The sequence below is a fragment of the Sulfuricurvum sp. genome (assembly GCF_041651515.1).
Lineage (GTDB): Bacteria > Campylobacterota > Campylobacteria > Campylobacterales > Sulfurimonadaceae > Sulfuricurvum.
In genome coordinates this window covers 166339-186590 of the sequence record NZ_JBAZJF010000002.1, presented here as the reverse complement: position 1 = coordinate 186590, position 20252 = coordinate 166339, and the positions used below count along the sequence as shown (strand labels likewise).

The 20252-nt window shown below is 42.7% G+C and carries 24 protein-coding genes; 10 read left to right on the top strand and 14 right to left on the bottom strand.

Features of this window, described 5'->3' with window-relative positions:
• Positions 1-20: 20 nt before the first annotated feature.
• Together coaE and WC407_RS04075 are read right to left on the bottom strand one after the other, a co-directional pair.
• Positions 21-626, bottom strand: coding sequence for a dephospho-CoA kinase (gene coaE, locus WC407_RS04080; RefSeq protein WP_373021298.1), 606 nt, complete (start codon positions 624-626; stop codon positions 21-23).
• The gene (locus WC407_RS04075; protein ID WP_373021297.1) at positions 626-1177 is read right to left on the bottom strand and encodes a spermidine synthase; all 552 of its coding nucleotides are present in this window, start codon (positions 1175-1177) and stop codon (positions 626-628) included. Before WC407_RS04075 ends, coaE begins: the two co-directional genes overlap by 1 nt.
• Positions 1178-1330: 153 nt before the next feature.
• On the opposite strand from WC407_RS04075, the gene WC407_RS04070 reads away from it, so the two are divergent.
• The 3 genes from WC407_RS04070 to WC407_RS04060 all read left to right on the top strand — a co-directional run bounded on the left by WC407_RS04070 (position 1331) and on the right by WC407_RS04060 (position 3233).
• Entirely contained in the window at positions 1331-1531 is a 201-nt protein-coding gene (locus WC407_RS04070; RefSeq protein ID WP_373021296.1) for a phosphoribosylaminoimidazole synthetase, read from the top strand.
• A gap of 148 nt (positions 1532-1679) precedes the next feature.
• Positions 1680-2675, top strand: coding sequence for a phosphoribosylformylglycinamidine cyclo-ligase (gene purM, locus WC407_RS04065; RefSeq protein ID WP_373021295.1), 996 nt, complete (start codon positions 1680-1682; stop codon positions 2673-2675).
• A gap of 117 nt (positions 2676-2792) precedes the next feature.
• Positions 2793-3233 (top strand): heme-binding domain-containing protein, encoded by a 441-nt coding sequence (locus tag WC407_RS04060; RefSeq protein ID WP_373021294.1) that lies wholly within the window; start codon positions 2793-2795, stop codon positions 3231-3233.
• Between the two features lie 7 nt (positions 3234-3240).
• Here WC407_RS04060 and ccoG read toward each other — a convergent pair whose 3' ends face one another.
• The 5 genes from ccoG to WC407_RS04035 all read right to left on the bottom strand — a co-directional run bounded on the left by ccoG (position 3241) and on the right by WC407_RS04035 (position 7358).
• Entirely contained in the window at positions 3241-4704 is a 1464-nt protein-coding gene (ccoG, locus tag WC407_RS04055) for a cytochrome c oxidase accessory protein CcoG (RefSeq protein ID WP_373021293.1), read from the bottom strand.
• The gene (locus WC407_RS04050) at positions 4701-5360 is read right to left on the bottom strand and encodes a recombinase family protein (protein ID WP_373021292.1); all 660 of its coding nucleotides are present in this window, start codon (positions 5358-5360) and stop codon (positions 4701-4703) included. Before WC407_RS04050 ends, ccoG begins: the two co-directional genes overlap by 4 nt.
• A 77-nt stretch (positions 5361-5437) precedes the next feature.
• The gene (locus WC407_RS04045; protein ID WP_373021291.1) at positions 5438-6235 is read right to left on the bottom strand and encodes a UDP-N-acetylmuramate dehydrogenase; all 798 of its coding nucleotides are present in this window, start codon (positions 6233-6235) and stop codon (positions 5438-5440) included.
• On the bottom strand, positions 6232-6498 hold the full coding sequence (fliQ, locus tag WC407_RS04040) for a flagellar biosynthesis protein FliQ (RefSeq protein ID WP_373021587.1): 267 nt from the start codon (positions 6496-6498) through the stop codon (positions 6232-6234). Before fliQ ends, WC407_RS04045 begins: the two co-directional genes overlap by 4 nt.
• Positions 6499-6503: 5 nt before the next feature.
• Positions 6504-7358, bottom strand: coding sequence for a menaquinone biosynthesis family protein (locus WC407_RS04035; RefSeq protein WP_373021586.1), 855 nt, complete (start codon positions 7356-7358; stop codon positions 6504-6506).
• Between the two features lie 185 nt (positions 7359-7543).
• On the opposite strand from WC407_RS04035, the gene recA reads away from it, so the two are divergent.
• From recA to WC407_RS04015, 4 genes are read left to right on the top strand one after another with little or no spacing between them, the layout of a single operon-like run.
• Positions 7544-8581 carry a recombinase RecA gene (gene recA, locus WC407_RS04030; protein ID WP_373021585.1) on the top strand — a complete coding sequence of 346 codons (1038 nt, stop codon included), beginning with the start codon at positions 7544-7546 and terminating at the stop codon, positions 8579-8581.
• Complete coding sequence (gene eno / locus WC407_RS04025; protein ID WP_373021290.1) at positions 8578-9846, top strand: phosphopyruvate hydratase; 1269 nt, start codon at positions 8578-8580, stop codon at positions 9844-9846. Before recA ends, eno begins: the two co-directional genes overlap by 4 nt.
• A complete protein-coding gene (locus WC407_RS04020; protein ID WP_373021289.1) occupies positions 9846-10133 on the top strand; it encodes a hypothetical protein in 288 nt (95 codons plus the stop codon). Before eno ends, WC407_RS04020 begins: the two co-directional genes overlap by 1 nt.
• Before the next feature lie 18 nt (positions 10134-10151).
• Positions 10152-10772 (top strand): AMIN domain-containing protein, encoded by a 621-nt coding sequence (locus WC407_RS04015; protein ID WP_373021288.1) that lies wholly within the window; start codon positions 10152-10154, stop codon positions 10770-10772.
• A 50-nt stretch (positions 10773-10822) separates the two neighbouring features.
• Here WC407_RS04015 and tpx read toward each other — a convergent pair whose 3' ends face one another.
• The 7 genes from tpx to WC407_RS03980 form a co-directional block, all read right to left on the bottom strand.
• Positions 10823-11326 carry a thiol peroxidase gene (tpx, locus tag WC407_RS04010; protein ID WP_373021287.1) on the bottom strand — a complete coding sequence of 168 codons (504 nt, stop codon included), beginning with the start codon at positions 11324-11326 and terminating at the stop codon, positions 10823-10825.
• A gap of 94 nt (positions 11327-11420) precedes the next feature.
• Positions 11421-12398, bottom strand: a complete 978-nt coding sequence (gene tsaD / locus WC407_RS04005) for a tRNA (adenosine(37)-N6)-threonylcarbamoyltransferase complex transferase subunit TsaD (protein WP_373021286.1) — start codon at positions 12396-12398, stop codon at positions 11421-11423.
• Entirely contained in the window at positions 12395-12925 is a 531-nt protein-coding gene (locus tag WC407_RS04000) for an RBBP9/YdeN family alpha/beta hydrolase (protein ID WP_373021285.1), read from the bottom strand. Before WC407_RS04000 ends, tsaD begins: the two co-directional genes overlap by 4 nt.
• On the bottom strand, positions 12919-13995 hold the full coding sequence (gene dxr / locus WC407_RS03995; protein WP_373021283.1) for a 1-deoxy-D-xylulose-5-phosphate reductoisomerase: 1077 nt from the start codon (positions 13993-13995) through the stop codon (positions 12919-12921). Before dxr ends, WC407_RS04000 begins: the two co-directional genes overlap by 7 nt.
• On the bottom strand, positions 13992-14750 hold the full coding sequence (locus tag WC407_RS03990) for a phosphatidate cytidylyltransferase (protein WP_373021281.1): 759 nt from the start codon (positions 14748-14750) through the stop codon (positions 13992-13994). The genes dxr and WC407_RS03990 overlap by 4 nt, the downstream gene beginning before the upstream one ends.
• 43 nt (positions 14751-14793) lie before the next feature.
• Positions 14794-15099, bottom strand: coding sequence for a hypothetical protein (locus WC407_RS03985; RefSeq protein ID WP_373021279.1), 306 nt, complete (start codon positions 15097-15099; stop codon positions 14794-14796).
• A gap of 10 nt (positions 15100-15109) precedes the next feature.
• The gene (locus WC407_RS03980; protein WP_373021277.1) at positions 15110-16435 is read right to left on the bottom strand and encodes an NFACT family protein; all 1326 of its coding nucleotides are present in this window, start codon (positions 16433-16435) and stop codon (positions 15110-15112) included.
• A 63-nt stretch (positions 16436-16498) separates the two neighbouring features.
• On the opposite strand from WC407_RS03980, the gene WC407_RS03975 reads away from it, so the two are divergent.
• From WC407_RS03975 to WC407_RS03965, 3 genes are read left to right on the top strand one after another with little or no spacing between them, the layout of a single operon-like run.
• Complete coding sequence (locus WC407_RS03975; RefSeq protein ID WP_373021275.1) at positions 16499-18076, top strand: methyl-accepting chemotaxis protein; 1578 nt, start codon at positions 16499-16501, stop codon at positions 18074-18076.
• A gap of 46 nt (positions 18077-18122) precedes the next feature.
• Complete coding sequence (locus tag WC407_RS03970) at positions 18123-18368, top strand: hypothetical protein (protein ID WP_373021273.1); 246 nt, start codon at positions 18123-18125, stop codon at positions 18366-18368.
• Positions 18326-20239 (top strand): TonB-dependent receptor plug domain-containing protein, encoded by a 1914-nt coding sequence (locus WC407_RS03965; protein ID WP_373021270.1) that lies wholly within the window; start codon positions 18326-18328, stop codon positions 20237-20239. Before WC407_RS03970 ends, WC407_RS03965 begins: the two co-directional genes overlap by 43 nt.
• Positions 20240-20252 lie beyond the last annotated feature (13 nt).

Below are 20252 nucleotides of genomic sequence, written 5' to 3'. Positions count from 1 at the left end.
TGGATTAATAATGGCGGTAATTATACCTTAGGGGCAGGATAGAGCACTTTAATATTTTCGACAAACTGTTCACATTCTCGCTGTAAATGTTTGAGATTGGAGGAGTTGTCAATCACCCACGTCGCGCGCGCTTTCTTCTCCTCGATGTCCATCTGACTCTCGATACGGCGCAACGACTCTTCCTCGGAAAAACCGTTACGCTTCATAAATCGCTCCAACTGTAATACTTTGGGGGTATACACAACAACAGAGTTTTTAATCGGATACGACGAGGTCTCAAAAAAAAGGGGGATGTCGATCAAATAGGGGTATTTTAGACGATCTTGTTTTTCACTTTGTTCTTCGATAGCGGCACGAATTTTTGGGTGAAGGAAATGTTCAAGCTCTTTTTTCGCTTCCGGATCGGAAAAAATCTTTTTTCCAAGCTCAGGGCGATTTACTTTTGAGCCATTAAGAAACTCTGATCCGAAATGTTCCGCAATCCACCCGCTGTTTTCATCCAAAATACGGTGTGCAATAGTATCGGCATCGATGATACGCAGACCGTTCAGCCCCAGCAAAGAAGCAACAGTACTTTTCCCCGTCGCTATCCCTCCGGTAAGTGCTATCGCATATTCAAAAGCCATTAGTTACGGATAATACCCAAATAATTTTTACGGATGTATTGCGGCATGGCAAATGCGGCAATGTGAACATCGCAATTATAGTATTGATGCCCTTCCAGCAAATCACTCCGCTGCAAAATCAGATCCGCGGTCGGATGATACTCTTTGGAGCAGAGCAACAATGTTGATCCCTCTTCCAAATGATACGGCATGATAATTTTAAAATAGTTTCCGAGAATTTGCATGAGCTTTGTATTGGCAGCAATATCATCCAAAGAAGGATGCTTCATTACCATAAGCGCATCGTCTTTTAGAAGACGGTTTGCATGTGCAAGAACAACACTATCGTCGCTCATTATGTCCAAAAGCAATACATCCAGACTTTTATCTGCACTATTTCGCAATACATTTAGTGCGTCCGCTGTGGGTATAGCCACCACTTCCATAGCGTGATGACGCCCGATTTCATCGTTTAAAAGTATATTATCGCTAAGAATACCTACTGACTTTGGGTCTTTGTGAGTACATAATGGGACATGCACCATCATTTCGGGGAAAATAAATCTTTTCATTGTTTAGCGATCTCTTTTAGGAATTTTTGAGCGATTGTAACACGTAGAGATTAAAACGCATTGAATATTCTGTCTCGTTTCTAAAGATTAAAGAAAGGGAGGAAATTATTCGTTATAATTTTGTCAAATTTATATCACAAAATGGAGTGGAATATGTGTGCTGAAAAAATTCAACGTTTTTTGATGGCAATCGTCTTAACCGTATCTATGCTTCTGTTTGCAAACAACCAAATGTTGTACGCGATGATCCTTCAAACACTTGTAATCGTAATGGTTATCGTATGGGCACTGTTCGATTTTTGTCCCTCTTTGTGGATATTCAAAAAAGTTTTCGGATCTTGTTACGAAAAATAAACTTCTCCTAACACTCCCTTCGTTATAATTCCTGTTATATCAATGAAACGCCCAAGGGAGTAATCCCTTAGGCTACGTTAACACTGGGTTTCCTTCAGCAGGAAGCTCTCAACGTGATGCGTTTCTATATTCAAAGATGAGGGACTTCATGAGTCAAATCAGCTATAAAGATGCCGGTGTCGATATCGATGCAGGTAACAGTTTTGTCGAAAATATCAAACCACTCGTTAAATCGACTGCTATTCCCGGTGTACTCGGAGGTATTGGATCATTTGCTGGTGCGTTTGAACTCCCCACAGGTTACCGTGAACCCGTCATGCTCGCGGCGACAGACGGCGTAGGCACTAAACTCAAACTCGCTATTGATTCAGGCATTCACAATACGGTTGGTATCGATTTGGTCGCTATGTGCGTAAATGACCTCATCTGCAACTTCGGAACCCCTTCTTTTTTCCTCGATTATTATGCAACCGGCAAACTCGATGTTGCTGCTGCTACGGCTGTCGTAAGCGGCATTGCAGAAGGGTGCCGCCAAGCAGAGTGTGCTCTCATCGGCGGAGAGACCGCAGAAATGCCGGGTATGTACCATGCCGATGATTACGATCTTGCAGGATTTGCCGTCGGTATTGGTGAAAAAAGTGAACTCGACCGTAGCAATAAAGTTCACGCAGGCGATATTCTCATTGCTCTTCCAAGCTCAGGACTCCACTCTAACGGATTCTCATTGGCACGTAAAGTATTATTCGAAAAAATGGGGATGACGTTTGAAGACGAATTTGATGGAAAACCTCTTATCGAAACCCTTCTGACTCCGACACGCATCTATGTCAAAACATTTAAAGCCCTTAAGGACAAGATTCAAGCCCTTGCCCACATCACCGGCGGAGGTATCGTCGAAAACTTCCCACGTGTCCTCCCAGAGGGTCTTCGTGCAGTCATTACCGAATCCTCTATCCGTGTATTGCCGATTTTTGAATTAATCGCTCAGCACGTCGAGCGTGCCGAAATGTTCCGTGCATTCAATATGGGGGTCGGAATGATCCTAGTGGTTAAAGAAAAGGATGTTACCGATGTCCTCGCTGCAACCGACGGATACATTATCGGTCATCTTGAAGCCGGCAAACGTGAAGCGGTACTTATCTAATCCCCTCCTCTCATCTCTTATGAGATGAATCTCTATTTGCTTTTTATTAACACTATTTACACCTTTTTGTATTATGATGTTCCTTTGATTTAACCAATCTCTATAAGGATCTCTATTATGAAACTCAAAATTCTAGGTGCATTAGCCCTTGGTGCTGTTGCCATTCAATTTATCCCATACGGTAAAACCTACACTAATCCCCCGATAATCAGTGAACCTACCTGGGATTCACCTCGTACAAAAGAGTTGTTTAACAACGCCTGTGCTAATTGCCACTCCCACCAAACAACTTATCCATGGTACAGTAAAATTGCTCCGCTGTCGTGGCTGATTCAACGCGATGTGGATGAGGGACGTGAACATTTTAATGTTTCAGCGTGGGGAGCACAGAAAAAGAATGAGGGTGAAGATGCTGCGAAAGAGCTTCGCGAAGGAGATATGCCGCCATGGTTCTATCTCCCAACCCATCCCGAAGCAAAGCTTACAGAGGGAGAGAAGAAAGAGCTAATGAGTGGATTTGAAAAAACATTTGGGAAAGAGGAATCAGACGAAAAGTAGGAGAGGATTAATCCTCTCCCTTTTTTTCTCCCGCTTCTAATACATCTTCTCGTGGAAACGTAAACGTCGATTCACGAGTTACCATAACTTTTTCTTTGTTATCAAGAGCATACGCTTTGATTGTGATGGGGATCACCGTATCTTTGCGATCATCTTTCACTAAGATCTCATCCGTATAAAGAATAACTACTTTCTTCTTCTTGACACCAGGACTGGCTTTAAACGGCTCTTCCGGTTCTGCAATTTTGATTTTACCCTCCATCCCTTTAGGAGCGATAACGTCGAAATAATATTTATGATCTTCATTCAAGGTATTTTGCAGCAAGAAAATATAAGCATTTTCTACACGTACTTTTCCATCATCGCTGTGGCTGATAGAATATAAACGGTTCTCTTTGTTGATATTAAGAAGCATATACTCTTTTTTACTTCCCATCATTGCAAGGATAATACTAACAATCACCAAAACAGCGATATACCCTATAATTTTTGGACGAAGATAATGCGTTTTCCCTTTTTGGAACAAGGTCTCTTTTTCACTTGACCACTCAACCAAGGAGGGCTTACCTAATTTACCCATTACTTCGGTACAAGCATCAACACACTCCAAGCAGTTAATACACTCAAGCTGTAGCCCTTTGCGAATATCAATATGGGTCGGACATACGGTTACACAGCTCTCACACGTCGTACACTCCGCATTAGCATTAACGGAAAGCAAATCTTTTTGCTTTGTAAACATCTTCTCTTTGTGCTCATTGTAAATATCACCGCCACGATGCGGATTATAGATCGCCATAACCGTGTCATCATCATACAATACCGACTGGATACGTGAATACGGGCACACATAAACACAAAAATTCTCTTGCAAGAAAATAACGTCATAGACCAAGAATAGGACGATTCCCAATACCGATCCTACAAGAACCGTGTGTTCTGCCGGATTTTGAATATACGCCAAAAAGTCTTCAGGAGGTACAAAATACCACATCAAATCGGCTGCCGCAATAAACGCCAATCCGGTCCAAAGGAGCAGTGCGACAACACGCTTAACTTGGTTTTCTACTTTAGAATAATCAGGTTCTTGTTGCTTGTTTTTAATCCGTTTTCGAAGACCAAGGAGCTTCGTTTCGATCAAATCACGATACACCACACGGAAAATTGTTTGCGGGCACATCCATCCACAAAATACCCGTCCGCCCAATACCGTCAATCCAAAAATTCCGATAAACAGAATCATCAGTAAAAACGGCATCAGATAGAGTTCTTGCATATCAAACTGAACAAACATCAAATGGAGTTTTAATTTGTCAAAACTCAATAGGAAAAGATGATTTCCACCTATTTTAATCCAAGGCACCCCCAAGGCAAAAAGGGTGATTAACCCGTAAAACCAATATCGTCTCATCCGCCACGGAGTCCACCCCGCCAGATACCCTTCCCCGTTTGGGGTTATTTCTTCACTCATACCGCCTCCTTCGAACTTATATCTATTGTAGGACACTTGATTGTACTTACAACCATTGCCTCCGCTTCTTCATCGCTAGCACCGATGACGCCATTAACCACCTCTTTGAGCTCACGCGACTCGATGTAATCTTTAAGAGAACTGCGACTCACGCCAAGTACGCGTGCAATTTCGCTTACACTTTTACCTTTTTTCAATAATCCGAGTATCGAATCCAAATGGATATCAAATTTTGAAGATGACTTGGATCCCCGAGGTCGTCCAATCCCTTTTTTTGCATCGTCTTGAAGTACTTGACGAAGCTGATCGATAAGACCTAGAACGACCATTGTATCACTTTTACGGTCAATCACGACCCCTTGCTTAACAAAATGGATTGTATTATTGTTTTTTAAAAGACAGCTAAACATCTGAACTAAATCTTCGATGTCGCTGCTTAATGTCCACGTATCATACACGATCAATGTGTCCCCGTTAAGGGTGCGAAAAAATCGAACGACTTCATCACGATCAATCAACCGTTTACTTTGGGAAGTCTGATCGACAAGCTCTTCATGGATCGAAATCCCTTTTTGATCAACATAACCGTTAATCAACTTAAGTTGTTCGTAAACACCATCAAAATCTTTGTCCGGACGGATATAGCTAACTGTCATTGTACGATCATATCCTTTCAACATCTGAATTTCATCGTCATTTTACTCATTATGACGACTAAAGTCAATATAAAAGTTTATTTTTTCGTCATATTATTACTTTCGAGAATGACTACTTCACATTGCAGTTCTATATTAAACTCCGCAAATACGCGTCTTTTCGCCTCGTTAATGAGGCATATAGCATCTTCAAAAGTGCCTTTAGCGTAATTGACGAGAAAATTCGCATGCACTTCACTAAATGCCATAGCTCCCTGCCTAACGCCTTTAAGTCCGACAGCTTCGATAAGACGTCCGGCATAATCCCCCGGAGGATTTTTAAAACAGCTCCCCGCACTTGGTTCATGCGGTTGATTTGAGCGCATTTGCGCAAACATCTCCAGCCGTTCTAATGAAAAGCCCTCTTCACGTTCAAACGCCACTTCAAAAATAACGTCTTCTATTGATGTTTTACGATACCCGTATTCAATCTCTTCTTTAGGTATCCAACCGCTCTTCGTACGGAGTGCAATTAAATGATTAAAAATTTCATATTCTTTCAATCCGGCATTCATTTTCACCATCCCGCCAAGCGTTCCTGGGAGTTTAGAAAGGTACTCAAAATGGGCAATATTGTTTTTTTTGCAAAAAGAGACAATGCGTCCTCCGGGAGTCGCAGCGCCGATAATTAGTCGATTGCCCTCTATGCGGATAAAGTCGTACGCTTTGGAAAGAATCATCAGCGGCGGCGGAGTAGGAGAAACAAGAAGATTGTTTGCCGATCCGACAATAGTGTGATTTGGCGGAACAATATCGTTTTCGATTAGGGCCACCTCTATGGTAGGGCCTATGCGGATCGAACTAAATTTGGAAAAATCGATAGCTTTAAAATTCATTGGCTAAAAGTCGGAATCATATTAAACATGCGAATCGTAAAATCTTGCATCTCATTCATCATCCACGGCATAGTGAGGATAATAACAACAACGATACCGACCACTTTGGGAATAAAGCTCAATGTCGCTTCATTGATCTGTGTTGTTGCCTGAAAAATACTCACTGCAAGTCCCAGAAACATCCCCACAAGCAATGAGGGGAGAGCTAAGAGTAATGCGATTTTAAACGTCTCAATCCCAAGTCCGATAAGTTCTTCTTGCATCATGGCTATGAATACCTCAACTCAGTATATTCCAGTGGAATCGTAAAATCTCTCGGATTAATTTGCGCATCGAAAAAACCGTGTGCATGCCCAAGAGTAAATAAGAGCTCAATCGCTTTGTATTGAATTTCGCTGAGAGCAATTGATTCATCGTTTGCGTATAGCTCTAAATAGCGTTCCAACGTCGATGCGTCAATCCGTACCAAAGAGCGCTCTATTAACATTTTTGAAAGAGACGCTTTATGATCTCGGGCAATTTGTACCGCTTTGGTTAAAAGATTTTCATATTCTATCGCAGAGGTAAGAGGGAGTGAACGGCGAATTGCCATCCCCCCCAGCGGTAAAGGTAAAGCACCGCCGCTCAGTTCACACCAAATATCCCACATCTCCCGTTCTACTTCAAGTGACTCATCATATCCCAAGATGGACTCATGAATAAGGACACCTGCATCGACGACTCCGTCTAATACAGCTTTTTCGATCTCTAAAAAATTCATATAGACAATTTTAGCATCCGGGTAAGCGATTCTAAATAACAATGCATTGGTCGTATATTTTCCACTAAGAGCCACTTTAAAACGCCGTTTTAATACCGTCTCTTTTTTGCGTATCAACTTAGGACCATAACCGCTGCCAAAACTAACCGCCGTTCTTAGTAGGGCATACTCATTTCGGATATGGGGATAAAGACCGAAACTTATTGCACTGATATCATACGTCCCCTCAAGTGCTTCAGTATTAAGGGTCTCAATGTCAAGAGCAATATTTTCAAAAACAGTATTTTTTTTCCCTACCCAACCGAATTTGATCGCGTAATACATAAAGATATCATCAGCATCGGGAGAGTGGGCAATCACCATTTTTTTCACAGAAAATTCCTCTATATCGGCAAATCAATTAAATTTTAACCAATTAACGCTAAAATATCCCTATTCCATAAGTGCGAATCAACAATATGTCATATTGCAATATTTTTAGGATTTATTTCAAATTGTCATATTATTGTCCTAACTATTAGATATTAACCGCAGGAGAGTGGAGCATGATGGATCCCCAAAAACAAAAATCGCTTGATTTAGCGATGAAGCAAATCGACAAAACGTTCGGAAAAGGGACGTTAATGCGTCTGGGAGACAAAGAGATCGAACCCATTAACGCAATCAGTACCGGATCTCTCGGTCTAGATCTCGCACTTGGGATCGGCGGAGTTCCCGAGGGGCGCGTCGTTGAAATCTACGGGCCTGAAAGTTCGGGAAAAACAACCCTGAGCCTACAAATTACCGCAGAGTGTCAAAAGCGAGGCGGAGTTTGTGCCTTTATTGATGCGGAGCATGCCCTCGATGTGGGCTATGCAAAAAATCTTGGCGTGGATGTGGAAAATCTCCTTGTTTCACAACCTGACTATGGCGAGCAGGCGCTCGATATCGTTGAAACTATTGTTCGCAGCGGTGCTATTGATTTAATCGTTATTGACTCCGTTGCCGCTCTGACACCCAAAGTAGAGATCGAAGGGGAGATGAATGACCAGCAAGTGGGGGTGCAAGCACGCTTAATGTCCAAAGCATTGCGAAAACTCACCGGTATCATGCATAAAATGAACTGTACCATCATCTTCATCAACCAAATTCGGATGAAAATCGGAACGATGGGATATGGCTCACCGGAAACAACCACGGGTGGGAATGCGCTAAAATTTTACGCTTCCGTTCGTATCGATGTCCGTAAAATTGCTACCCTTAAACAAGGTGAGAGTCAAATCGGTAATCGCGTTAAAGCAAAAGTGGTCAAAAATAAAGTGGCTCCTCCATTTCGCCAAGCCGAATTTGATATCATGTTCGGAGAAGGTATCTCCAAAGAGGGAGAGCTTGTCGATTACGGTGTTAAACTTGATATCATTGACAAAAGCGGCGCATGGTTCAGTTATGAAGATGTAAAACTGGGACAAGGACGTGAAAACGTCAAACAAAAATTCAAGGATGAGCCGGAATTGGCTCGTCGCGTCGAAGAAAAAATTAAAGCCGCCATGGGTGTAGCCAATATCATGGTTATGGATGAATCTGAAATGAGTGAGGTAGATGAATGATTTATATAGATGAAGTAAGTGCAATAGAAGTAATGGATTCACGCGGGAATCCAACAGTCAAAGCAACCGTACAATTGAGTGACGGAACACGTGAAAGTGCTATCGTACCCAGTGGAGCAAGTACCGGAAAACGTGAAGCGCTTGAGTTACGTGATGGCGATTCACGCTATATGGGTAAAGGGGTTTTAAAAGCTGTTGAGCACGTCAATACTGACATTGCAGACGCTATTATGGGACTAAGCCCATTCAATCAAGCCATGGTTGATGCGGTAATGAAAGAACTTGACGGTACCGAAAATTACTCTAACCTTGGCGCTAACGCCGTTTTAGGTGTATCGATGGCGCTTGCACGTGCCGCAGCTAAAAGTCTTGGAATTCCATTGTATCGCTATCTTGGCGGTGCCAATGCGATGGTTGTACCGGTCCCTATGCTCAACATTATCAACGGTGGTTCCCATGCGGATAACAGCGTTGACTTCCAAGAATATATGATTATGCCTATTGGTTTTGCCGATTTTTCAGAGGGTTTACGTGCTTCTGCAGAAGTTTATCATAACCTCAAAAAGATCCTTAAAAATCGCGGCGCGAACACTGCTCTGGGCGATGAGGGGGGATTTGCACCGGATTTAAGCTCAAACGAAGAGCCTATTCAAGTGATCATGGAAGCAATCGCGGCTGCCGGATACAAAGCCGGTGAACAAATTGCAATCGCGCTTGATGTCGCTGCATCCGAACTGGTAACCGAAGGGGGATACCGGCTTGATTCTGAAAACAGAACCGTAACCGCCGAAGAATTGGTAGGATACTACGAAGCACTCTGCGCCAAATATCCTATCGTATCCATTGAAGACGGCTTAAGTGAAGATGATTGGATGGGATGGAAAGTACTTACAGAACGTTTAGGTTCAAAAGTACAACTCGTCGGAGACGATCTATTTGTAACCAATGCAAATATCTTGGCAGAGGGGATCGAAAAAGGGATCGGTAATGCGATCTTGATCAAACCAAATCAAATTGGATCGGTATCTGAAACCATGCTAACCGTCCGTCTTGCGCAGCGTAACGGATATAAGTGTGTTATGTCTCACCGTTCAGGAGAGAGCGAAGATGCATTTATCGCTGACTTCGCTGTTGCACTTAATTGCGGTGAAATCAAAACCGGTTCTACTGCGCGCGGTGAACGTACGGCCAAATACAACCGTCTCTTAGAAATTGAAACCGAAGTCATGTACGGCGAATATCTCGGGAAGTCATTGTTTCGCTAATGCCTCAACACAATCAACTTCTAAGCGATAGTGAAGAGCGCGAAAGTCTGACTGAACACTATTTCGGTCTTTCGACAGCTAAATTTCTTATCGCCTCTGGATTTGTTCTCGTGCTAGGCATCTATATGGGGCTCATTTTTTTTGGAAATAACTCCCTGTCCGTTCTACTCGATCTTGAAGAACACCAAGATTACTTAACTCATGATATCGAAAGACTCAAAGGGGAAAATGCGGCCCTTCAAAAGCAGTATTTTGAGCTAAAAGAGCTCGATGCCGATTCACAATAATTTTTTAGGGAGAAGTGTATGACTAAAACTTTTTTTTTATGTGCCGCACTGGTAAGTGTATTAGCTGCACGTGAAAATCCTTTTTTTACCCATGATGAATCGCATTTGCCTGTTACGTCTAATATCCCGGATACTCTCCCTAAACTAACAACACTCCCCTACACTTTTCCCAATCAAGCACGAGTCCTAAAAGAGGTGAGTTTCACTGTTCAAAACCTCGATGGAAGCATCGAAACTCGCACCATGACTATCGAAAAAAGTATTGATTGGCACACACCCCTCACCCTTTCACAAGCTTCGCGTAGCGGATCGGTTGATAAGCCGTCATCCGCTGTTGCACAAAGTGCTAATGCCGATTTTGGATTTCTCCGATTTAGTACCAATGGAAAACACTTGACGATCAAATCAAATGATTCCATGATACGTCATTTCTCCCTAACGGAACCTAATAGAATAATTGTTGATTTTAATCACAATGAAGTTTTTACGATGAAAGAAAAAGTTCTAAATGCTCCACCTTACAACGCTGTTAACATAACCAATCAAGGGAAATTTGTACGAGCGACAATAATATTGGATGGGCGGTATGATTACAGTTTGACAAAAAACGGCGGGGTTATTTCTATTATTTGCAGATAAAAAAGAAGTGTTTATAGAAACTATTCCCCAAGAAGGAGAATAGGAGATACTTATTTTACGGCAGCTAATGCAGCGTCGTAATTTGGTTCTTCTGTAATTTCAGGAACGATCTCTTTATAGGTAACAACACCCTCTTCGTTTACTGCGAAGATTGCGCGACATGTTACACCCGCAAGTACTGAACCGCCGAGCAATACACCGTATGCGTTTGCGAACTCTTTGTTACGGAAATCTGAACATACTGTCAAATTATCAATACCTTCAGCTTGGCAAAAACGCCCTGCTGCGAACGGAAGGTCAAGAGATACGATAGTCGTGATAACATCGCTAAGACCTGCAGCTTTCGCATTGAAATTACGTGTTTCAGTTGCACATACACCTGTATCCAATGATGGAACAACGATGATTAGTTGTTTTTTACCTTGTGCGCCACCTACAGTAACATCGCCAAGACCTGCTGAGTTTACAACGGTAATTGCAGGAGCTTTGTCCCCTACATTTACAGTGTTTCCTAAAAGCTCTACATCAGTACCTTTGAATTTAGTCGTTGCCATTTAAAGCTCCTATTTTTTGTTTGGTACGGAAATTGTACTTAAATCGGATAATTTATCTCTGAATTATAGAAGAGGTATTTGCGCTTAAGTTTTATCAAAGTTTACAGCGCGGATTAATCGGAATACGTTGGTACGCGCTAAACTCACCACGAAGATACTGCTCAATTGCCACACGCCCTATCATAGCCGCATTATCAGAGCAATAACGCAATTCAGCCAAATGGAGCTGAGCGTTGTATTTTTGTAACAGCAAGTCCACTTGTTCTCGCAAATAGATATTGGCACTTGCCCCGCCCACAATTGCGAAGTGCTTGGGAGGACGAGTTTTAAAATATTTTTTTAATTTCTGGATCAAATGCTCCGTAGCCGTATATTGAAACGATGCCGCTATATCAGAATAATCATCAACACTTGCACTCTCAACACAAAGGCGAACCTGATTTTTAAGTCCGGAGTAACTAAAGGCGATCAAAGGAGATTGCCATAAAGGGACGGTAAAGGCAAATCTCTTATTATCCCCAGAATGTGCCAACTTCTCAATAATTGGTCCACCTGGGTATCCTAATGCCATCATTTTTGCCACTTTATCAAAGCTCTCCCCATAACTGTCATCCATCGTTGTTGCAACGGTATGGATCGATTCATGTGACTCAACCTCAATAAGCTGAGTGTGCCCGCCGGAAACGAGTAACACCGTCATTGGAAATATCGATTCTTTCTCAATAAACAGAGAATAGATATGCCCTTTTAAATGATTAACCGGAATAATGGGTATATCAAGGGTGATACTAAGGGCTTTAGCCATCGCTACCCCCTCAATCAAGGTAACCCCTAATCCCGGCTCATTTGTCACAGCAATCGCTTTTAGCTCGTAAAACCACGGTTCACACTCCCGCAATATAGCAGGCAATGCTTCAGCGTGCAGACGGCTGGCGAGTTCGGGGACAACTCCACCATAACGGGAGTGCTCTATCTCTTGAGAAATCTTCTTATGATAAATAAGCTTTTTGGTTTTAATTTCCGTGATCGCAATCGAGCTGTCATCGCAACTGCTTTCTATACTGAGAATCATTGAAGCACCCACTCTTTGACCCATTGCCATTCGCCGAAGCCTGAAGCAGTGTTAATATGTCCACCGTTTTCTATCACTTTCATCTCCACACCCAAGCTGTTTTGCAGTGCAAGGGATTCTTCATAGGTCATATACGGATCATTATCCGACGTTACCAGCATTACCTCATCGGCATACAATGCGGCAGGTGCATTTAAAGGGAAAAAGGTTTTAAGTGTTTCAATCTCACAGCTCAAACGGGGAGGGGCGACCAAAAGAAGTCGCTTCACAGGTGTAATCTCACCCTCATTACATAAATGAAACCATAAAATATTGGCGAGTGAATGGCAAATGACAACATCCGGCTTGAAATCGCTTAAAATCGCTTTTGTCTGTTTGACCCACCGATTTTTACTTGGGAAATGGGGATTATCCAAAAGAGGAAAGCATACGGAACCGTACTCTTTAACTACTTCCCCTGCAAGCCACGCCTGCCAATGGGGATTATCCGATCCCCCCCAACCGTGAAGGATCAAAACTTTTAACACGATAAACTCCGGACATAGGCTCTTACACGCGTATCGATTTCAAAAATCTCATCTACGGAAGCGGGGCGTTCGTCAAAATGCTCAAATGCCATCAATATCCGGCGAGAGATTCCTAAAAATCCGATCTTTCCTGCTATAAAAAGCTCAATAGCCGCTTCATTGGCAGCATTTAAGATAACACCGACGCTCGGATCACGCAATACAGCATCTTTAATGTCCCATATCGGATAACGCTCCCTTTCGATAGGGCGGAACTCTAATGAACCGATACGGCTCAAATCAATACGATCCACTATCGGCGTCTCTACTCGTCCCATCAGAGCGTATGCAATCGGCAGCCTCATATCGGCATGGGCGAAATGGGCGGTTGTTGAACCGTCCGTGTAATCAATAAGGGCATGAATTAGCGATTTTGTCTCAATAACCGCATCGTATTCCCCTTTACCGAACAGCCATCGGGCCTCAAGAAGCTCAAAAAGCTTATTCATCATTGAGGCACTGTCTATCGTAATCTTTTGTCCCATAGACCAGTTAGGGTGTTTGAGCGCATCCGCAAGTGATGCCGTTTTAAGATGCTCAAGCGGCCAATCCCGAAACGCACCGCCGCTGGCAGTAATGACCATTCGACTGATGGGACGGCTGTTTTGATGCAAATACCATAATCCGAAATGCTCGCTATCAATCGGGACAATCCGTGAGGTATCGACAAAAGCCCCTCCCACTACCAGCGACTCTTTGTTGGCTAAAGCAACTCGCTTACCGCATTCCAACGCTTTAAGCGTCGGTCTAAATCCGGCGAAGCCTACCAACGCATTGACCACATGATCCGATTCAGACTCTTCTATCGCCTCCAATATTGCCCTCTCTCCGGTATGAACATTGGGATGATTAACACGAGAACGATCCTCTTCACACATAATGACAACGCGTTTAGGGGAGTGTTTTAGAATTTGGAGGTTAAGAAGATCAATGTTACGCCCTGCGACAAGAGTATCAACACTGAGGCCGAATTGCTCGGCGATTAAAAGGGCATTAACCCCTATAGAGCCTGTAGAGCCCAGAAGGATCAAACAAGACCTCGGAGCAATACCAGCATCACAATCGAAGCAAAAAGATATCCGTCAATACGATCCAAGACTCCGCCGTGACCCGGCAAGATAGTACCGCTGTCTTTAACCCCTGCCTTACGTTTTAAATAACTCTCAAAAAGATCTCCGAAGACGGCACCGATCGCAGCCATCATAGAGATAACAATTGCCGGAACAATATCAACGATTGTCACACCGATAAAAAAGCCTGCAGCCGTTGCAACCAAAATACCGCCATAAACCCCTTCACGGGTTTTACTCGGAGAGGAAACGCTAAAAGGGGTTTTTCCCATACTGCGCCCAACAACATAAGCACCGATATCCGCCGAAGCAACCACAACCACTAGCCACAACAATCCTGTAATTCCGTATTCTTGATAAATCCCAAGCATATACAGCATTCCGGCACTCGGATAGATAAATGGCAAAAAGTTCTTCCACGGAATATTTTGCGTATACGCAACGGCAGCGGCAAAGACAAGACCTGCAATAATCAATAGATCATCCCCATAAGGATACACCGCTGCAGCCAGCCAAAGAATAGCAGCATACGCATACAACGAGTTATTATTAATCCCGAACAGCCTTGTCGCTTCATAAAACGCTATGAGGTAGACAACCCCCATCACCAGCCATAAAAGCCAGAAATTATTGATAAGCCCTACCGTAAGGGCTATCGACGCTAAAATTATCGCCGTAACGATACGCTGTTTAAGTGAGTTTTTTGCGGTTTGCATTATGTGTCAACCAATGGTTTTAAAATAGCGCGATTATACCCTATCAGACTTTAATATCGAGAAGGTGAACCGGCTTAACTTTTTTAGGAGGTTCTGGCTCATCCTCTTTTTTACTACGACGTTCTTCTTGCTCTGATTGTTCTTTTGTATGTTCCCGATCCGGATCAACGCGTTGGGTCTCTTCGGTCGGACGAACGTCTTGAATCTCTTTTTTCTCTTCACTGGCCACATTGGCAGCGGCAAGAGCTTGCAATTCAAAGCGGTTCAGTAAGACGTTCTTTTCACTGGCTACACTCGCCATTTGCTGGTTCGCATAAATAGCACCGCCGATAGGACCAATATCCGCCATAACAGTTCCTTTATCCTTTGTTGACACCTAACGTATTATAATGAGTATAAAGAACATTTGCCCCTTCTACTATTTTAACTTCTCTTCGTGGGGTATAATCGACCAAATAAGCCCCTTTTTCAAATACGGAAAAATCGACACACAGTTTTGCTGCCACTTCCAGCAATTTATCCGGCAATTGTTGTTTATCGGTCGTAATAATAACGTGTGCTGAGGGGCGGTCTTTTAAGTGCATCCATATATCTCGGGCTTTGGCATTGCGAAGCAACTCGATATTCCCTTTTTCGCTTTTTCCCAAAGAAACCTTGACCCCTTCAATCCAAAATTCGGCAATCGTATCCGATGTTTTGCTTTTCAACCCTCCGATTTTTTTAGGAAACAGCAGAGCGATTTCCTCCGGGGTAGAGGCCTCTTTTACCGTTTGAATAAAAAGCTCGATATGATGAATTTTTTCTTCAAGATTATCGCGTTCTTTATGCAGTCCTACCCCTTTTTGTTTCGCTTTTTTAGAACGTTTGAAAAAATATTGGGCAATGGATGCTCCATTGGAATACCCTTCAGGCAGAGCAACCGTGATGAGAGTACCGTCAAAATCTTCGAGCTTTGCTTCCCGCTCATACGGCACAATCCGGTCCAATTGAGCCAAAATAAGGTGTCCCAGATGTCGTGTGTATTCCGCTTCCGCTATCAGCGCGTCTTCCTTTTCCAGCAACGACAAATGGTGACGCAGTTTTTCACTCCGTTTTTGAAGCAAAAGTGTTTTTTCATCTTTTAGCCGTTCCAATTTTTCATTCGCGTTTCGATAATGCTCTGCCACTAAAAATGCTTCCACGTCCTCAATCGGATAATGTTTAGGTATATAAGGTGGAGGCGGTGGGTTGGTAAGACGCTGACCGACGCGGACGGTTCGGCTCGAGACATCACCGTCAATATGACGAAGCGCTTCCAGAACCGTTTCATCTTTATCCAACAAGATGGCATTGGTGTATTTACCGGTAAATTCCAGTTGTAAAACAGTAGTTTCAGACTTATAGGAGCCGTTCGTTGTTGTCACTATTCGGATGATTTTATCATTATTATGAAGCGTGATCGATTGGATGGAGGATCGATTGAGCCTTTTGGCCAAAAGTACATCAAACGGAGCCTGATACATTTTCCCCCGTGTTGCCTCAGCGTCAATCGTAATCAACGGATCCCCGCGCCGCATATCAAAATTCCAGCTGTTTTCACGATCGAAAACAATACGCAACGCAGTATCACTTAAACGGTATATTGACCCTATTTGTGTGAACCGCTGCATATACTGAACAATCTGTTTTAAATAAGAATGTCTCATATTTTACCTCCGTTTTAGAAAAAGAAAACTACAATGATGACACACTACCAATGGGATTCAATTATGAATATTTTTAATACAATAAAAGCCAAGTTTATCGTTAATTTGATTGCTGCCGTAGGAGCCATCTTAATAAGCGTCATTGTAGCATACTTCATTGCGGTCGGCTCGATCAAAGAGATTATGACGAGTGATCTTACTACCGTAGCCGATGCGTTAGAAAAAAATGTGAATTATATTTCTAAACTTGAGCCTAAAGGGTATGAAGACCAGGGGTTCAAAGATGAGATCAAAAAGATTAAAATCGGTAAAAGCGGTTACGTTTACTTCATTAATGCCGAGGGCGTTATGACCATTCATCCAAAACCTGAAGATGAAGGGCAAAATAAATCGGGACACGATTATGTCGATCACATCCGTGCCGATAAAGCGGGAGGAATCTATGAGTACGTTTCTGCTACTACAGGGCAAGATAAAATTGCCGCTTACCGTTATATCCCGGCTTGGGATATGTGGGTCATTCCCGGAATCAACAAAGCCGATTACTTCGATGAGCTCAAAGCAAGCTTTTTTAAATGGTTTCTTCTCCTCGGAAGTGTTCTTGCCGGCGTATTGATAGCTATTAATTATATTTCAGGAACCAGTATTCTCAAACCTCTTGAAGAACTTGATAAAGTCTCTTCGGATCTTGCTCACGGGAACGGTGATCTTACAAAACGTCTTCCGATCCTTAATAAACATGATGAGATCGGTATGGCGAGTGACTATCTCAACAGTTTTATCGAAAAAATCCAAACGACTATCAATGATACCAAGCAGATTACGACTTCTGCCGTGGGTTCTACCACAACATTAAATACAGCAGCAACCAATCTCTCAGCGCAATCTGAAAAAACCAATGCAATCGCCCAAACGACCAATGCAACCGCTGCAGAAATTGGGGCAACGCTCCAACAAAGTGTAAATATGGCCAAAATAACCCTTGAAAACAGCCAATCTACAGAAAAAGAGCTTAGTAATGTCCGCACTATCGCTAACGCCATCACCCATGAAGTTCATAATACCACCCAAATGAGCAATGACCTATCAGAACGTTTTGCACAACTCTCCAGCGATGCTGCCAGTGTTAGCGGAGTACTTAGTATCATTTCAGATATCGCAGATCAAACCAATCTCCTTGCGCTCAATGCCGCCATCGAGGCAGCGCGCGCAGGTGAACATGGACGCGGATTTGCCGTAGTTGCCGATGAAGTACGTAAACTTGCGGAACGAACTCAAAAAAGTTTGACTGAGATTAACTCTACAATCTCTATCGTCATCCAATCCATTTCTGATTCATCCGATATGATGAATACAAACAGCGATAACATCGAACGCCTGGCCGAACGCAGTGAAGAGATCGATGTTAAAATTGATTCTGCTTCAACGGCATTGCGTGCTAATGTCGATGCGAGCCGACAAAGTGTTAACGAAGCGGAAACAATGGCCCGTAAAATTCAAGAGATCATCGCCAAGGTTTCTGAGATGTCAAATCTTTCACAAAGCAATCAAGAAGAGATCAAACAAATCTCTCAAATCACAGGTGAACTTTATCATGCTGCAGCAAATCTCAACACTCAATTGGGGCAGTTTAAATCCTAAACCTCTTTTTTTGCTATAATTCCTTAAAAAAAGAGGAAAGATAGCGATGCATGCACCTAAGGGATTCGGTAAAACCTACTTTTCCCTTGCCGCTATTCAAGCCTATGCTTCAGCAATCCGCCAAATCCAAATCATCCATAAAATTGCATGGATTTGTCCGACGCATCCTATTCACACCTACTCAACTGTCTCACCTCCGTCGAATATCCTGACCTCATCGATTATTACTATTATGACTCAAGGATATTTATGTTTAAACCAACCCTCGTCGTCGCCCTCTGCGCGACCCTAGTCGCCTCATTAGGGGCTGAAGAGCTAACGCTTGCGCCTATAGCCGTCACATCCAACCTCTATGAGCATAATGAACTGGATGCTCCCTACTCTGCCGAAGTGTATACGGCTAAAGATATTGAGAAGTCCCGTACCACAAACATCTACGATTTTTTCAATCAACAAACCTCTCTTATTACTGCACCGAGCTATGGAAATCCCTTTTCTCAAAAATTGGATGTCCACGGTTACGGAATCGGAGATGGTTATCAAAATATCGTCGTCACCCTCAATGGACAACGGCTCAATAATATTGACATGGTGCCTCAACTTCTTAGCGCTATCCCCCTTAGCAGTATTGAACGGATTGAAATCCTAAAAGGCTCAGGTGCTGTTGCTTACGGAGATGGAGCGAATGCCGCCGTTATTAACATCATTACCAAAGAAGAAAACTATAACGAGCTGGGGGTTTATGCCGGTAATTATCATACTCTCGGTGAATCTATGTACCTCTCTTCTGCCAAAGAGCGTTACTCGTATGCGCTCCATCTGGATCATTCCGATACAGACGGAACACGTGTAATTGATAACTACGGCAATCATGACACTCGAAAAAATACTAACGGCGGCGTTGAACTCACCTATCGTCCCACAGATACGCTCCAACTCCATGGAGGTGCACAATTTTCGACGTATGATACTCTCTATGGCGGTCCACTAACACTGGCGCAATACCATGATGATCCGACACAAAAAGGGTCATCTTCTGCCACCCATCAAACGTATCGTTCCAATGTCATTAACGGCGGTCTTATTTATACGATCAATTCAAACTATTCCGTCGAATTGGACAGTTCGCATGAGAACAAACACTCCGATTACATTACTTATAACTTTATTTCAAATTATCGCAATGATAACGTTCGTTCTCAAATTAACTACAATAACGACGTTTTCAAAGCAAAGCTGGGCGTTACCGGCACATGGGGAGAGCGTCAGGGATCTACCAATACTATCTCTAAAGATAATAAAGCTCTGTATCTGTCAACAGAGCTTCATGTAAACAACCACACGTTTACAGCGGGCGGACGGTATGAAAAAGTTGCATACACCTATCAGGACGCAACCAACACGTTAGCCCAAGATAATGCATTATATGCCATAGAACTTGGATACAGTTTTATTTTCACACCCAAACAATCGGTATTTGCCCATTATGCACATGCCTTCCAAGCTCCCGATATCGACCGTTTTTTTAACTATGACGGTACCTTCAACGGATTTATTCAACCCATGAAAACCGATACGTATACCATCGGGTACAACAACATTTCTTCTGCCAATAAGTTCAAGGCTTCCCTTTATTACGTAAATTTATCCAATGAAATTTACTATTACTCCGATCCGTTCTTTATCAATTCCGCCAATACCAATATTGATAAATCCCATAAATACGGCATCGATCTTTCAGATCAATTAAAAATCAACGATCAGTGGAATCTGTACGCCAACTATAACTACGTCCAAGCCTTTATCGATCAAGAACAGTTCAACGGGGAAAACTATGCCGGGAAGAAACTCCCCGGTGTCTCGGATCATAATGTCAAAGCGACCGTTTCCTATTTGCCAAATGTCAATACGACGGTATCGTTGACCCAGTTATATCGTTCACAAGCATACGCTTTAAATGATTTCAACAATTATTTTGCTCAAAGAGAACAGCCTTTCCGCTCTACCAACCTTTCGGTGACGTATACAAAAGGCAATTATGAAATGTTCGCTAAAATCAATAATTTATTTGATAAATCAAACGGTATTTGGATAAAAGACAATACGATCTATCCTGTCGATTTCACAACGACATTCACAGCAGGATTGAAATATATTTTTTAAATGCACTAAAGGC